Raw genomic sequence first — 13,979 nt, 5'->3', positions numbered from 1 at the left:
CCCGGGCCCCGCGGGGCCGCGGGGCCACCGGGTCCGGGGGTTCGCCGGTCCGGGTCCACGGGTCGGGGTTCGCCGGTCCGGGGCCACCGGGTCCGGGTTCGGCGGTCCGGGGCCACCGGGTCCGGGTTCGGCGGTCCGTTCCCGGTCTCCCGCCCACGCGAACCGCACCTCCCTGCGTCCCCCGCGTACCCTCCCGCATCCCCGCCGGCTACGGCCGTGACGGCGGCGGCAGCCGGAACGCGTCCAGGGCGAGCATGACCTCGGTCAGCTCGCGCGGCACCGACAACGAACGCGCCGTCAGCCCCTCCAGCCGCCGCAGGCGGTTGAACACCGTGTTCCGGTGGCAGTGCAGCCGCTTCGCCGCCCGGCTCACCGACCCGCCGCACTCCAGCCACGCCTCCAGCGTCTCCACCAGCGGCGTCCGCTCCGAGGGTGCCAGAGCCAGCAGGGGACCGAACACCTCGCTGACCAGCCTGGCCGACAGCTCGGGCCGGCTCACCACCAGCGCGGTCGACAGCCGCTCGTCCAGCCGGACGATCTCCCGCGCCCGCGGGGCACAGGTCAGCAGCGCGAACCCGGCCAGCCTGCGGGCCAGGCCGAGTTCGGCCAGACCGTCCACCACCGGACTGAGCCCGGCCGGACCCGCGCGGCGCTCCGCGAGCAGCGCGGCCGGTGCGGCGAGACTCCCCTCGCCCAGGGCGACGACGGCGATCTCGCAGTCCGCCCGCGTCCGCCAGCACCAGCGCATGCCGTCCGTGTCCAGGGCCCACCGCACGGGAGCCGGCCGCACCGGATCACCCCGGTCGGCGCCCAGCACCGCCACCGCGTAGCGCCCCCGTTCGGGCAGCCCGAGGCACGCCGCCGTGCGCCGGGCGAGGCCCGGCACCGCCCGGCCGTCCAGCAGTACGTCGAGCAGCGCCCGGCCCCGCTCGTCCCTGCGGCGCCTCTGCATCCTCTGTTCCCATTCGCGCGCTCTGCGGCCGCTCATGAGCGGTGAGGATGCCACCGGCCGCGGCGGGCGCCGAAGCGCGGCACCGTCCTCTGTGCGCGTGCACAACCGCGCCCTTCACTCGCTGGTCACCCGCATCGAGTCGGCCCCGCCCCGTGGACGCACGGTGTGCTCCGGTGCTGGTCTGTGGCACCACACGGCGCACACCCCGCGACGCGGCACCCCGGCGACGCGGCAGGTGGCACGACGCGGCACATGGCACGTGACATGGCACGCCCCACCGCGCTCGCCCACCGCGCTCGCCCCCACAGCGCCCCCCACGTGCATGCGCGGCACAGCGCACGCACCCACGACACGAGCACCAGCACCAGCACCAGCACCAGCACCAAAGCGCACACGAAAACGAACAACAACACGAACACGACAAGGCGGAAGGAGGAGGACGCATGGCAACGCTAGAGATCCGCGCGCTGTCCGTGGGCTACGGCCCGGTACGGGCCCTGCGCGATGTCTCCGTCGACGTGCCGGCCGGCGCGATCACCGCCGTACTCGGTGGCAACGGCGCCGGCAAGACCACGCTGCTGCGGGCCGTGTCGCGGACCCTCGGCTTCCACCGCGGAACGGGCACGGGCACCATCCACTTCGACGGCAGGCCCCTGGAAGGGCTTCGGCCCGCCCAGGTGGTGGCCGCCGGAGTGGTCCAGGTGCCGGAGGGGCGACAGGTGTTCGCCCGGATGACGGTGGCCGACAATCTGCGGGCGGGCGCACTGGGGGCCCGCGGCGGGCGCAAGGACGTGACCGCCGCGCTGGCCCGCGTACACGAGCTGTTTCCGGTGCTCGCCCAGCGCGCGCACCAGCGGGCGGGGCTGCTGTCCGGCGGCGAGCAGCAGATGCTGGCGATGGGCCGGGCGCTGATGGCGGGTCCCCGGCTGCTCCTGCTGGACGAGCCGTCCCTCGGCCTCGCCCCGCTGATGGCGGCCAGGATCGCCGAGACCATTCAGGAGATCAACGCGGCAGGCACCTCCGTCATGCTCGTCGAGCAGAACGCGGCCATCGCCCTGCGGCTCGCCTCCACCGCGTACGTCCTGGACGTCGGCGAGGTCGCCCTGTCCGGACCGGCCGATGAACTCGCCGCGTCCGACGAGGTACGCCGCCGCTATCTGGGCGTCGTCGACGAGACGGCCGCCGAGGACGCCGACCCGGCGGCCCGGTCGGCCCGCACCCTGAGCAGGTGGTCCGCGTGAAGAACGCACCCAGCGCACCCAGCGCACCGAAACCCGCCGGGACCGCTACCGGGGCCCACGGCCCCGCGCCCGCCCCCGCGGCCCTCGCCGTCCGCGATGTGACCGTGCGCTTCGCCGGGCTCACCGCCCTGGACGGCGTCTCGTTCACGGTGGAACCGGGCACCGTGCACGCCGTCATCGGCCCGAACGGCGCGGGCAAGTCCACCTGCTTCAACGTGCTCTCCGGCGTTTACCGCGCCACCTCGGGCACCGTCCACCTCGGCACCACCGAGCTGACCGGCCTCCCGCCGCACAGGATCGCCGGACTCGGCGTCGCGCGCACCTTCCAGAACCTCGCCCTGCCGCCGCACGCCACGGTCGCCGACAGCCTGCTGCTCGGCCGGCACCGGCTCACCCGCTCCGGGTTCCTCGCCACCGGCCTGCGCCTGCCGTCCGCCGCCCGTGAGGAGCGGCGCCATCTGGACCGGGTTCGGGAGATCGCCGAATTCATCGGCCTGGAAAAGGAGTTGGAGCGTCCCGCCGGGGCCCTCCCGTACGGGCAGCAGAAGCTCGTCGAGTTCGGCCGCGCCCTGTGCATGGAGCCAGAGGTCCTGCTGCTGGACGAACCCATCGCCGGGATGACCGCCGACGAACGACGCCGCACCGCGGCCGTCGTCGCGAACGTGCGCGACAGCCTCGGCATCTCGATCGTGCTGGTGGAACACGACATGGGGGTGGTGATGCGGCTCGCCGACGCGGTGACCGTACTCGACTTCGGACGCAGGATCGCCGGCGGTACGCCCGCCGAGGTCCAGAACGACCCGGCCGTCGTCCAGGCCTACTTGGGGGCACCGGAATGACCACCTTCATCGAACTCCTCCTCGGCGGGCTCTCGATCGGTTCGGTCTACGCGCTGATCGCGCTGGGCTTCGTCGTCATCTTCAAGGCGACCGAGGTCGTCAACTTCGCCCATGCGTCGCTGCTGTTGGCGGGCGGTTATGTCACCGCCGTGCTCCACGACGACATCGGCTTCTGGCCGGCGCTCGGTGTCGGCATCGCGGGTGCCGCGGTCGTCGGCGCGGCGATCGAGTTCTTCGTGATGCGCCGCTACCGGGGCAGCGACCACAGCGTCCTGGCCATCGTCACCATCGGTGTCGACATCCTCCTCACCACCGAACTCACCCGTCGCATGGGCACGGACGTGCTGGCGCTCGGAGACCCGTGGGGCGACGAGGTCGTCACCGTGGGAGGTGTCACCCTCGCCCAGACCCGCATCGCCGCGTTCGTCGCGGCCGGGCTGCTGATCACGGTGTTCCTGCTCGCCTTCCGCTACACCTCCTGGGGTGTGTCGATGCGGGCCGCCGCCGAGAACCCGCAGACCGCGGCCCTGATGGGGATCAAGCTCGGCCGGGTCTCGCTCGCCGCCTGGGCGGTCGCCGGAGCACTCGCCGCCGTCGCCGCGCTCTTCCTCACCGTGTTCCCGACCCCCGGCCTCGAACGGGCCACCTCGCTCGCCGCGCTCAAGGCGTTCCCCGCGGCGATCCTGGGCGGACTCGACTCCACGACGGGGGCACTCGCCGGCGGACTCATCGTCGGTGTCACCGAGTCGCTCGCCACCGGCTACCAGAGCGATCTCTCCTTCCTCGGCCGGGGCATCGGCGATCTGGCGCCCTATCTGGTGATGGTGATCGTGCTGCTCATCCGGCCCGCGGGACTCTTCGGTACGAAGGAGCTCGCCCGTGTCTGACGCCACCGCCGAACCCGCCGTCACGGATGTCCTTCCCGCAGCGGGGAGCACCGCCGGGACCGCGGAGACCTTCACCGGCCGGCTGCGCCGCCCCCGTACGTACGTCCTGCTGATCGGCTCGGTCCTGCTGCTGGTCCTCCCGTTCTACCTGGACCGCTTCTGGCTCCAGGCCGGACTCTTCGCGATGGCCGCCGCGATCGGGGCCATCGGCATCAACCTGCTCACCGGGGCCACCGGCCAGCTCTCCATGGGCCACGCCTTCTTCCTCGCCGTGGGCGCGTACGGCTACTGCGTCCTGGCGGGCGGGAGCGGCACCGAGAACGGGCACGCGCTCAGTGGTCTCGGGCTCCCGGCCTGGCTCGCGGCGATCCTCGCCGTGCTGCTGGCGGGAGCCGCGGGCGGGATTTTCAGCCCCATCGCGGGCCGGCTCCGCGGCGCGTACCTCGGTATCGCCACGCTCGCGCTGATCTTCATCGGCCAGCATGTGCTGTTCAACGCGGGCTCGCTCACCGGTGGCTTCAACGGCCGTGCCGTACCGCCGCTCTCGGTGTTCGGCTTCACCTTCGACGACAGCGAACTCGTCGTCGCCGCCGTGCCGTTCCAGTCCGCCGAGAAGCTCTGGTACGTCGCCCTGCTCGCCCTGCTCCTCAGCGGACTGTTCGCCCGCGGAGTGTTGCGCGGGCGGCCGGGCCGGGCGATGAACGCCATCCGGGACCACCGGATCGCCGCAGGCGTGATGGGCGTGCCGGTGGCCCGCTACCGGGCCGGGGTCTTCGTCCTGTCCTCGATGTACGCGGGCCTGGCGGGCGTCCTGCTCGCCCTGCTCTTCCAGCGGACCGTGCCCGAGTACTTCGGCATGATCCTCTCGCTGGAATACCTCGCCATGATCGTCATCGGCGGGCTCGGCAGCGTCGCCGGAGCGGTCGTCGGCGCGGCCTTCGTCTCCCTGCTCCCGCAGGTGCTCACTCACTACAGCGACTCCCTCCCGCTTGTCTCCGCGCCCGGTACGGGCGGACTGGCACCGGGTGAGGCGTCCCGCTATCTGTACGGCGCCGCGGTGGTCGCGGTGGTCCTGTTCCTGCCCGGCGGCATCGCGCGTCTGAAGAATTCTGGGGAGAAGAAATGAAACTGAGAGCACTCACGGCCGTGGTCGCGGCCCTCACCGTCACCCTCGTGGGATGCAGTGGAAAGGCCACCGAGGGCGACGGCGGCGAGAAGGACAAGAGCGGGGTGAAGACCGGAGAGGGCGTCACCTCCGAGAAGATCACCCTCGGCGCACTGACCGACATGACCGGGGTGTACGCCTCGCTCGGCAAGAGCGTCACCCAGGCCCAGCAACTGTGGGTGAAGCAGACCAACGCCGCGGGCGGAATCTGCGACCGGAAGATCGAACTGACCGTCCGTGACCACGGTTACGACCCGCAGAAGGCCATCGCCGCCTACACCGAACTGGAGCCGGAGGTACTGGGCTTCACCCAGTTCATCGGCTCCGCGTTCGTCGCCGCGGTCGAGCAGCGCATCGACGGCCAGGACAAGGGGCTCGTCCTTCCGCAGGCCTGGTCGGCGAACCTGCTCGGCTCCAGCTACGTACGGGTCGTCGGGGCCACGTACGACATCGAGACGATCAACCTGATCGACTACCTGCTGGCCGAGAAGCGCATCGCCAAGGGCGACAGGATCGGCCATGTCTACTTCGAGGGCGACTACGGCGAGAACGCCCTCGCCGGGTCGAAGTACGCGGCGAAGGAACTGGGCCTCACCGTCGTCGAGCAGAAGATCAAGCCGACCGACAACGACATGACCGCCCAGGTCGCCGCACTCAAGCAGGCCGGCGTGAAGGCGGTCGTCGTGAGCGCCGGTCCGCGCCAGGCGGCCTCGCTCGTCGGTGTGGCCGCGGCCACCGGCTTCGATGTCCCGGTCGTCGGCAACAGCTCGGCGTTCGCGCCGCAGCTGCTGAAGACCCAGGCGGGCCCGGCCCTGCTCAAGGACTACTACGTCGCCGCCTCCACCTTGCCGATCGGCGACCCGGGCACGGGCCCGGCCAAGCTCGCCAAGGAGTATGCGGCGCAGTACCCCAAGGACGGGCTGGACAACGGCGTCGTCGCCGGATACACGGGGGCGTCCGTCTTCGGCGAGGCGCTGAAGAAGGCGTGCGAGTCCAAGGACCTGACCCGTGCGGGGGTGGACAAGGCGCTGCTCACGATCAAGGGGTACGGAGCGGACTTCGGGATGTCGCACGACTTCTCGGACCCGGCGGAGCCGTCCACCCGGCAGAGCGTCATCATGAAGCCCGACGCGAAGACCCCTGGTGGCCTCAAGGTGATCCGCCCGGCCGCGGTGGCCACGGCGGCCGAGTCCTTCACGATGAAGCCCTGATCCGTGCAGCCCCGCCCTGTGAGGCCCTGATCCGTGCAGCCCCGCCCTGTGACGCCGTGATCCGTGGAGCCCCGCCCGCCGGAGCCTTCCGCGGGCCCGGCCGGGCAGGGCGCTGAACAACCGAGCACACGCTGCACGCCCGAGCGGGTCCGGCCGATTCCCGGCCGGACCCGCTCGGGCGTTCTCGTACGCTCCTGGAACCACTGGGCCCGGGCCGGGCCGGCGTCCAGGACCTCGGTGCCCGGGGGGACGGTCACGTAGACGATCGTGGTGCCGGCCACGATCCGTGTCACGTATCGGTCTCTGGTCTGGACCAAGATGCGCTGGTGATGATTAGCTCCATGGCGACCGGGCCCGCGTCCGGCCCACCGGGCCGTCGCGCCCATCACCCCTGCCGCACCCCTTCCGGAGCACCTCATGTCCCTGCCGCACACGCCCCCCTGGCGCACCGTCATCCTCTCGCCGCACTTCGACGACGCCGCGCTCTCCCTGGCCGGACTGCTGCCCGGCCTGCCGGGTCCCACCGCCGTGGTCACCGTCCACGGCGGAGCCCCGGCCCCCGGCGCCCCGGCCTCCGACTGGGACGACCTCGGCGGCTTCTCCACCGGCGCGCAGGCCCATGCGGTACGCCGGGCCGAGGACGCGCGGTCCTGCGCGCTGCTCGGCGTCGAGCAGGTGACCATCGACCATCCCGACGGCCCGTACCTCGACAGCGGCGACGGGCTCCGGCCGACCGCTCTCGACGACCTCCTGAGGAGCCTCGCCCCCGGCACCCGGGTCCTCGCCCCGCTCGGCACCAATCAGCGCGACCACCGAGCCGTACGGCTGCGCGCCATGCGGGTCCTGGCCGAGGCGGGCGCCCCCGCGCCCTGGGTGTACGCCGACCTGCCGTACACCGGGCATCTGCCCGAGTGGGACACCGAGCAGGCGTGCGAGGCCCTGGCCGGGAGCGAGGCGTACGGCCTCGCGTACCAGGAGCTCCTGCGCGACCACGACGTCACCCTCCGGCACGAGCTGCGGCTGACGGACGAGCAGTGGGCGGCGAAGCGCGCGGCGGTCCTGTGCCACGCCTCGCAGCTCGCCGCACTCGTCCCCGGCCACGGCAACTTCCTCGTCCGCAACGGGCCGCTGCGCACCGAACGGATCTGGTCCCTGGAACCGCGCGACCCGACCGGCCGGGCGGAGCGGGGACCCTCACGGCACTAGGACGTGCGGCACACATGCATGAGGGCCCGGATGCTGGGGAGCATCCGGGCCCTCACGGGTGTCGCGCGAGCGCGGTCACGGCAGCTGCGCCGCCCGTGCCTCGCGCCGGTTGTCGCGGAACGTGTTCACCCGGCGGGCCGTCGCGAAGAGCGGGATCACCGCGCCCAGCACGACCTGGAGTGCGCAGCCGGTCTGGAGGAGCAGCTGACCGCCGGGCGCGTCGAACGCCCATGCGGCGAGCAGTCCCATCGCGGCCACGATCCAGCTGAGCATCGCCACCGCGAGGACGCCCCGCGGCTTGGGGTACTCGACCCGGCTCACCATCAGCCACGCCACACCGACGATCGCGAGCAGCGTCGGCACGAAGGGCAGCTCCAGGAGCACGATCGAGACGACCGTCAGTGCTCCGAAGGGGCTCGGCATGCCCTGGAACATGCCGTCCTTCATGGTCACGCAGGAGAATCTGGCCAGCCTGAGCACGACCGCCAGCAGCACCACGATCGCCGCCAGTGCCGATACCCGCTGGTGGGCGTCGTCCGCGACCATCCCGTACACGAGCACGAAGTAGGCCGGGGCGAGCCCGAAGCTGATCAGGTCCGACAGGTTGTCCAGCTCGGCGCCCATCGGCGAGGAGCGCAGCTTGCGTGCCACGAGCCCGTCGAAGAGGTCGAAGACCGCGGCCATGAGCATGAGGATCACCGCGGTGGCCGCCGAGTGACGGGCCATCCCCGACTCGTCGCTGCCCGTGAGGTGCGGGATGAGGATGCCCGTGGTGGTGAAGTACACCGCCATGAATCCGCACGTGGCATTACCGAGAGTGAGGGTGTCCGCTATCGACAGCCGCATGGAGAGCGGCATGTCCTCCGTGCCGTCGGGGTCGTTCTCCTCGGCGGCCTGCGGCACCCAGCCCGCCTGTGTATCAGGATCAATCACGGTCAATTCGAGTCACCCCCGCGGTGGTGGCCTGGCCGACCTCGACCGCGACATCGATACCTTCCGGAAGGTAGATGTCGACACGCGAGCCGAAGCGGATCAGGCCGATGCGCTCGCCCTGCTCCACCTTCGTACCCTGCGGGAGGTACGGCACGATGCGACGGGCGACCGCTCCCGCGATCTGCACCATCTCGATGTCGCCGAGCTCGGTGTCGAAGTGCCAGACAACGCGCTCGTTGTTCTCGCTCTCCTTGTTGAACGCCGGAACGAAACCGCCGGGGATGTGCTCCACCGACGTCACCGTGCCGGCCAGCGGCGCCCGGTTGACGTGTACATTCAGCGGGCTCATGAAGATCGCGACGCGGGTGCGCCCGTCCTTCCACGGCATGATGCTCTGCACCACACCGTCGGCCGGGGAGATGACCCGGCCCTCGGTGATCTCGCGCTCGGGGTCACGGAAGAACCAGAGCATGCCCGCCGCGAGCGCGGTGGTGGGCACGGCCACGGCGGCCCAGCGTCCGGACTTGCGTGCCCGGGAGAGGCTGAGTGCGGCGGTGGCGACGGTCGGCAGGAGCCACGGCGATGCTCCGCGTGCGATGCGGACCCCACCGCGTGGTGCGGAGGTATGGCTGTCGGGCATGAATGACCTTCGTAGCGGATGATGCCGCGCTGGCAACGGGGGACGGCGGCTTTCCGGCGATGCTATCGGTTGCGAGCCGCAACTGGGCAAGCCAGCAGCCGAGTCGGACGGCTTGAGCGCACCTGCCGAGGGTGACAGGGTGTGATCTTCTTCGCGACTAAATCACCCCTAAGGGGACATTCAGCCCTGAAGTCGGTACTCCTCCAGGAGGCGGCGACCAATGATCATTTTCTGGATTTCGGCGGTACCTTCACCGATCAGCAGCATCGGTGCCTCACGGTAGAGGCGCTCGATCTCGTACTCCTTGGAGAAGCCGTAGCCGCCGTGGATGCGGAAGGCGTCCTCGACGACTTCCTTGCAGTACTCGGAGGCGAGGTACTTCGCCATCCCTGCCTCCAGGTCGTTTCGTTCCCCGGAGTCCTTTTTGCGGGCCGCGTTTACCATCATTGCATGGGCGGCCTCGACCTTGGTGGCCATTTCGGCCAATTTGAACTGGATGGCCTGATGCTGCGCGATGGGCTTTCCGAAGGTCTGACGCTGCTGCGCGTACGAAACACCCAGCTCGAATGCACGCTGCGCGACACCACAACCACGCGCCGCCACATTTACCCGGCCGACCTCGACACCATCCATCATTTGGTAAAACCCGCGGCCGGTGGTGCCCCCCAGTACACGATTGGCCGGAATGCGTAGCCCGTCCATGATGAGTTCGGTCGTGTCGACGCCCTTGTAACCCATCTTGTCGATCTTCCCGGGGATGGTGAGGCCGGGCCGGACCTCCCCGAAGCCGGCCTCCTTCTCCACCAGGAAGGCCGTCATCGACTTGTGCGGAGCGGTCCCCTCGGGGTGGCCTTCGTCACTCCGGCACAGCACGGCCACCAGATTCGAGGTGCCGCCGTTCGTCAGCCACATCTTCTGGCCGTTCAGGACGTACTCGTCGCCGTCCCTGACGCCCTTGGAGGTGATGGCGGAGACGTCCGAGCCGAGCGCCGGCTCCGACATCGAGAACGCGCCGCGCACCTCTCCCAGCGCCATCCGCGGCAGGAACGTGTCCTTCTGCTCCTGCGTGCCGTGCTGCTTGAGCATGTACGCCACGATGAAATGCGTGTTGATGATCCCCGACACGCTCATCCAGCCGCGGGCGATTTCCTCCACGCACAGCGCGTATGTGAGAAGCGACTCACCCAGACCCCCGTACTCCTCGGGAATCATCAGCCCGAAAAGGCCGAGTTCCTTGAGTCCCTCGACGATCTCGGTGGGGTATTCGTCACGGTGCTCCAGTTGAGTCGCGACCGGAATGATCTCCTTGTCGACGAAATCCCGGACCGTGGAGAGGATTTCCCGCTGGATGTCGTTCAGGCCGGCGGTCTGGGCGAGTCGCGTCATGGCTGCTTCTCCTGTGGCTTCACGCGGTCAGTTGGAAGGCGTCGGGCGGCCGGGCTGTTCGCCGCCGCGCTCCTTGGTGTAGGTCTCGGTGGGGACCATCACCTTGCGGCGGAACACACAGACCACGGTGCCGTCCTGCTTGTAGCCCCTGGTCTCCACGTACACGATTCCGCGGTCGTTCCTGGACTTCGACGGGGTCTTGTCCAGGACGGTGGTCTCGCCGTAGAGGGTGTCGCCGTGGAAGGTCGGCGCGATGTGCTTGAGCGATTCGACCTCCAGGTTGGCGATGGCCTTCCCGGAGACGTCCGGCACCGACATGCCGAGCAGCAGGGAATAGATGTAGTTGCCGACGACGACGTTCTTCCCGAAATCGGTCGTCCTCTCCGCGTAGTTGCTGTCCATGTGCAGCGGGTGGTGATTCATGGTCAGCAGACAGAAGAGGTGGTCGTCGTATTCCGTGACGGTCTTTCCGGGCCAGTGCTTGTATACGGCACCGACTTCGAATTCCTCGTATGTGCGTCCGAACTGCATGATCAGGCCTCCGGAACTTCGAACGTGGAGGTGCGCTGCATTCCGGCCGCGCGGCCCTTGCCCGCGACGACCAGCGCCATCTTGCGGCTGGCCTCGTCGATCATCTCGTCGCCGAGCATCGCCGAGCCCTTCTTGCCGCCCTCCTCGGAGGTGCACCAGTCGTAGGCGTCCAGGATCAGCTCGGCGTGGTCGTAGTCCTCCTGGGAGGGCGAGAACACCTCGTTGGCCGCGTCGACCTGGCCGGGGTGCAGTACCCACTTGCCGTCGAAGCCGAGGGCGGCGGCACGGCCCGCGACCTCGCGGTAGGCGTCCACGTCGCGGATCTGGAGGAACGGCCCGTCGATCGCCTGGAGATCGTGGGTGCGGGCCGCCATCAGGATGCGCATCAGGATGTAGTGGTAGGCGTCCGCGCCGTAGCCCGGCGGCTGCTGGCCGACCACCAGGGTCTTCATGTTGATCGACGCCATGAAGTCGGCCGGGCCGAAGATCAGGGTCTCCAGACGGGGCGAGGCGGCGGCGATGTCGTCGATGTTCACCAGGCCCTTGGCGTTCTCGATCTGCGCCTCGATGCCGATCCTGCCGGTCTCGAAGCCCATCGTCTTCTCGATCTGGGTCAGCAGCAGGTCCAGGGCGACGACCTGCTGGGCGTCCTGGACCTTCGGCAGCATGATGCAGTCGAGGTTCGGACCGGCGCCCTCGACGACCGTGATGACGTCCCGGTAGGTCCAGTGCGTCGTCCAGTCGTTGACCCGCACGACCCGGGTCTTGCCCGTCCAGTCACCGTTGTTGAGCGCGTCGACGATGTGGTGGCGGGCGCCCTCCTTGGCGAGCGGCGCGCAGGCGTCCTCCAGGTCCAGGAAGACCTGGTCGGCCGGGAGGCCCTGGGCCTTCTCCAGGAAGCGCGGGTTCGAGCCGGGCACGGCGAGACAGGAACGGCGCGGACGCAGCCGGTTCACCGGCGTCGTGGGCGTGGTCATGCGGGGACCTCCAGAGGGTCGAGCTTGTTCGCTTTCCGGATCTCGTCGACGATACGGCCGATGATTTCCGTGATGCCGAAGTCCTTCGGGGTGAAGACGGCGGCGACGCCGGCTCCGATCAGGGCGGTGGCGTCGGCGGGCGGAATGATGCCGCCCGCGATCACCGGGATGTCGGCCGCGCCGGCCTCGCGCAGCCGGTGGAGCACATCGGGCACCAGCTCGGCGTGCGAGCCGGACAGGATGGACAGGCCGACGCAGTGCACGTCCTCGGCCAGGGCGGCGTCGACGATCTGCTCGGGGGTCAGCCTGATCCCCTGGTAGACCACTTCGAACCCGGCGTCACGGGCCCGCACGGCGATCTGCTCGGCACCGTTGGAATGCCCGTCCAGGCCCGGCTTGCCGACCAGCAGCCGCAGCCGGCCCACCGCCAGGTCCGCCGCCGTCCGGGCGGCCTTCTCGCGGACCAGCGCGAGCGGGGTGCCCGCCTCGGCGGTGACGGCGACCGGGGCCGACGAGACGCCCGTCGGCGCCCGGAACTCGCCGAAGACGTCCCGCAGCGCCCAGGACCACTCGCCGGTGGTGACGCCCGCGCGGGCGCACTCCACGGTCGCTTCCATCATGTTCTCGGTGCCCGCGGCGGCCTTCTTCAGCGCCGCGAGCGCCTCGGTGGCGCGTGCCTCGTCACGGTTGTCGCGCCACTGGTGCAGGGCGGCGACGACCCTGGCCTCGTTCGCCGGGTCGACCGTCATGATCGCGCCGTCCTGGTCGGCGGTGAGCGGGTTGGGCTCCGTCGTCTCGTAGATGTTGACGCCGACGATCTTCTCCTCGCCGCCCTCGATCCGGGCCCGCCGTGCGGCGTGCGAGGAGACCAGCTCCGACTTGAGGTAGCCGGACTCGACGGCGGCCATCGCGCCGCCCATCCGCTCGATCCGGTCCATCTCCGCGAGCGACTCGGTGACCAGGGCGTCCACCTTGGCCTCGATGACATGCGAACCGGCGAAGATGTCCTCGTACTCCAGCAGGTCGCTCTCATGGGCGAGGACCTGCTGGATGCGGAGCGACCACTGCTGGTCCCAGGGGCGGGGGAGCCCCAGGGCCTCGTTCCAGGCCGGCAGCTGTACGGCGCGGGCGCGGGCGTCCTTGGAGAGGGTGACGGCCAGCATCTCCAGGACGATGCGCTGGACGTTGTTCTCCGGCTGGGCCTCGGTCAGACCCAGGGAGTTGACCTGGACGCCGTAGCGGAAACGGCGCTGCTTGGCATCGGTGATGCCGTACCGCTCCCGGGTGACGCGGTCCCAGATGCGGCCGAAGGCGCGCATCTTGCACATCTCCTCGATGAAGCGGACACCCGCGTTCACGAAGAACGAGATACGCGCGACGACATCGCCGAACTTCTCCTCGGGCACCTGGCCGGAGTCGCGCACCGCGTCCAGCACCGCGACGGCGGTCGACATCGCGTACGCGATCTCCTGGACCGGGGTGGCTCCCGCCTCCTGGAGGTGGTAGCTGCAGATGTTGATCGGGTTCCACTTGGGGATGCGGCCGACCGTGTACGTGATCATGTCGGTGGTCAGCCGCAGCGAGGGGCCGGGCGGGAAGACATGCGTCCCGCGCGAGAGGTACTCCTTCACGATGTCGTTCTGCGTGGTGCCCTGGAGCTTGTCCGGGTCCGCGCCCTGCTCCTCCGCGACCACCTGGTAGAGCGCCAGAAGCCACATCGCGGTCGCGTTGATGGTCATCGACGTGTTCATCCGCTCCAGGGGGATGTCCTGGAAGAGCCGTCGCATGTCACCAAGGTGCGAGACGGGCACGCCGACCCGGCCCACCTCGCCCCGGGCGAGGATGTGATCGGGGTCGTATCCGGTCTGCGTGGGCAGATCGAAGGCGACCGACAGACCTGTCTGGCCCTTGGCGAGGTTGCGCCGGTACAGCTCGTTGGACGCCTCGGCGGTCGAGTGACCGGCGTAGGTCCGCATGAGCCAGGGCCGGTCCTTCTGGCGCTCAGTCATCT

Annotated in this window: 13 protein-coding genes; 6 read left to right on the top strand and 7 right to left on the bottom strand. The window is 70.0% G+C overall.

Features of this window, described 5'->3' with window-relative positions:
• Nucleotides 1-208 precede the first annotated feature (208 nt).
• The gene (locus ACIGJO_RS17860; RefSeq protein WP_399958918.1) at nt 209-988 is read right to left on the bottom strand and encodes a PucR family transcriptional regulator; all 780 of its coding nucleotides are present in this window, start codon (nt 986-988) and stop codon (nt 209-211) included.
• A gap of 407 nt (nt 989-1,395) precedes the next feature.
• On the opposite strand from ACIGJO_RS17860, the gene ACIGJO_RS17855 reads away from it, so the two are divergent.
• The 6 genes from ACIGJO_RS17855 to ACIGJO_RS17830 all read left to right on the top strand — a co-directional run bounded on the left by ACIGJO_RS17855 (nt 1,396) and on the right by ACIGJO_RS17830 (nt 7,501).
• Nucleotides 1,396-2,193, top strand: coding sequence for an ABC transporter ATP-binding protein (locus ACIGJO_RS17855; RefSeq protein WP_399958916.1), 798 nt, complete (start codon nt 1,396-1,398; stop codon nt 2,191-2,193).
• Between the two features lie 98 nt (nt 2,194-2,291).
• A complete protein-coding gene (locus ACIGJO_RS17850) occupies nt 2,292-3,032 on the top strand; it encodes an ABC transporter ATP-binding protein (RefSeq protein ID WP_399959010.1) in 741 nt (246 codons plus the stop codon).
• Nucleotides 3,029-3,919 (top strand): branched-chain amino acid ABC transporter permease, encoded by an 891-nt coding sequence (locus ACIGJO_RS17845; protein ID WP_073722837.1) that lies wholly within the window; start codon nt 3,029-3,031, stop codon nt 3,917-3,919. The genes ACIGJO_RS17850 and ACIGJO_RS17845 overlap by 4 nt, the downstream gene beginning before the upstream one ends.
• Nucleotides 3,912-5,045 carry a branched-chain amino acid ABC transporter permease gene (locus tag ACIGJO_RS17840; RefSeq protein ID WP_399958914.1) on the top strand — a complete coding sequence of 378 codons (1,134 nt, stop codon included), beginning with the start codon at nt 3,912-3,914 and terminating at the stop codon, nt 5,043-5,045. The genes ACIGJO_RS17845 and ACIGJO_RS17840 overlap by 8 nt, the downstream gene beginning before the upstream one ends.
• Nucleotides 5,042-6,295, top strand: a complete 1,254-nt coding sequence (locus ACIGJO_RS17835) for an ABC transporter substrate-binding protein (RefSeq protein WP_399958912.1) — start codon at nt 5,042-5,044, stop codon at nt 6,293-6,295. Before ACIGJO_RS17840 ends, ACIGJO_RS17835 begins: the two co-directional genes overlap by 4 nt.
• 417 nt (nt 6,296-6,712) lie before the next feature.
• Entirely contained in the window at nt 6,713-7,501 is a 789-nt protein-coding gene (locus ACIGJO_RS17830; RefSeq protein ID WP_399958910.1) for a PIG-L deacetylase family protein, read from the top strand.
• Nucleotides 7,502-7,576: 75 nt separating this feature from the next.
• Here the strand turns inward: ACIGJO_RS17830 and pssA are convergent, their stop codons facing one another.
• The 6 genes from pssA to ACIGJO_RS17800 form a co-directional block, all read right to left on the bottom strand.
• Nucleotides 7,577-8,404, bottom strand: coding sequence for a CDP-diacylglycerol--serine O-phosphatidyltransferase (gene pssA, locus ACIGJO_RS17825; RefSeq protein ID WP_399959008.1), 828 nt, complete (start codon nt 8,402-8,404; stop codon nt 7,577-7,579).
• 22 nt (nt 8,405-8,426) lie between these two features.
• Nucleotides 8,427-9,074 (bottom strand): phosphatidylserine decarboxylase, encoded by a 648-nt coding sequence (locus ACIGJO_RS17820; RefSeq protein ID WP_399958908.1) that lies wholly within the window; start codon nt 9,072-9,074, stop codon nt 8,427-8,429.
• Between the two features lie 180 nt (nt 9,075-9,254).
• On the bottom strand, nt 9,255-10,460 hold the full coding sequence (locus tag ACIGJO_RS17815; RefSeq protein ID WP_399958906.1) for an acyl-CoA dehydrogenase family protein: 1,206 nt from the start codon (nt 10,458-10,460) through the stop codon (nt 9,255-9,257).
• Between the two features lie 27 nt (nt 10,461-10,487).
• Entirely contained in the window at nt 10,488-10,991 is a 504-nt protein-coding gene (locus ACIGJO_RS17810) for a MaoC family dehydratase (protein WP_399958904.1), read from the bottom strand.
• A gap of 2 nt (nt 10,992-10,993) precedes the next feature.
• On the bottom strand, nt 10,994-11,968 hold the full coding sequence (locus ACIGJO_RS17805) for an HpcH/HpaI aldolase/citrate lyase family protein (RefSeq protein WP_399958901.1): 975 nt from the start codon (nt 11,966-11,968) through the stop codon (nt 10,994-10,996).
• Nucleotides 11,965-13,977: a protein meaA gene (locus tag ACIGJO_RS17800; protein ID WP_399958899.1), complete on the bottom strand. Its 2,013-nt coding sequence runs from the start codon at nt 13,975-13,977 to the stop codon at nt 11,965-11,967. The genes ACIGJO_RS17805 and ACIGJO_RS17800 overlap by 4 nt, the downstream gene beginning before the upstream one ends.
• Between the last annotated feature and the right edge of the window lie 2 nt (nt 13,978-13,979).

The organism is Streptomyces sp. NPDC079020, from assembly GCF_044542225.1.
Taxonomy (GTDB): Bacteria; Actinomycetota; Actinomycetes; order Streptomycetales; family Streptomycetaceae; genus Streptomyces.
This window is presented reverse-complemented; position numbering and strand designations above follow the sequence as displayed.

Bases quoted from the DNA above. Each gene is read 5' to 3' on its own strand.
- ACIGJO_RS17845 (WP_073722837.1), top strand. From the start codon at position 3,029: ATGACCACCTTCATCGAACTCCTCCTCGGCGGGCTCTCGATCGGTTCG.
- ACIGJO_RS17830 (WP_399958910.1), top strand. From the start codon at position 6,713: ATGTCCCTGCCGCACACGCCCCCCTGGCGCACCGTCATCCTCTCGCCG.
- ACIGJO_RS17855 (WP_399958916.1), top strand. From the start codon at position 1,396: ATGGCAACGCTAGAGATCCGCGCGCTGTCCGTGGGCTACGGCCCGGTA.
- ACIGJO_RS17800 (WP_399958899.1), bottom strand. From the start codon at position 13,977: ATGACTGAGCGCCAGAAGGACCGGCCCTGGCTCATGCGGACCTACGCC.
- ACIGJO_RS17815 (WP_399958906.1), bottom strand. From the start codon at position 10,460: ATGACGCGACTCGCCCAGACCGCCGGCCTGAACGACATCCAGCGGGAA.
- ACIGJO_RS17810 (WP_399958904.1), bottom strand. From the start codon at position 10,991: ATGCAGTTCGGACGCACATACGAGGAATTCGAAGTCGGTGCCGTATAC.
- ACIGJO_RS17805 (WP_399958901.1), bottom strand. From the start codon at position 11,968: ATGACCACGCCCACGACGCCGGTGAACCGGCTGCGTCCGCGCCGTTCC.
- ACIGJO_RS17835 (WP_399958912.1), top strand. From the start codon at position 5,042: ATGAAACTGAGAGCACTCACGGCCGTGGTCGCGGCCCTCACCGTCACC.
- ACIGJO_RS17860 (WP_399958918.1), bottom strand. From the start codon at position 988: ATGAGCGGCCGCAGAGCGCGCGAATGGGAACAGAGGATGCAGAGGCGC.
- ACIGJO_RS17820 (WP_399958908.1), bottom strand. From the start codon at position 9,074: ATGCCCGACAGCCATACCTCCGCACCACGCGGTGGGGTCCGCATCGCA.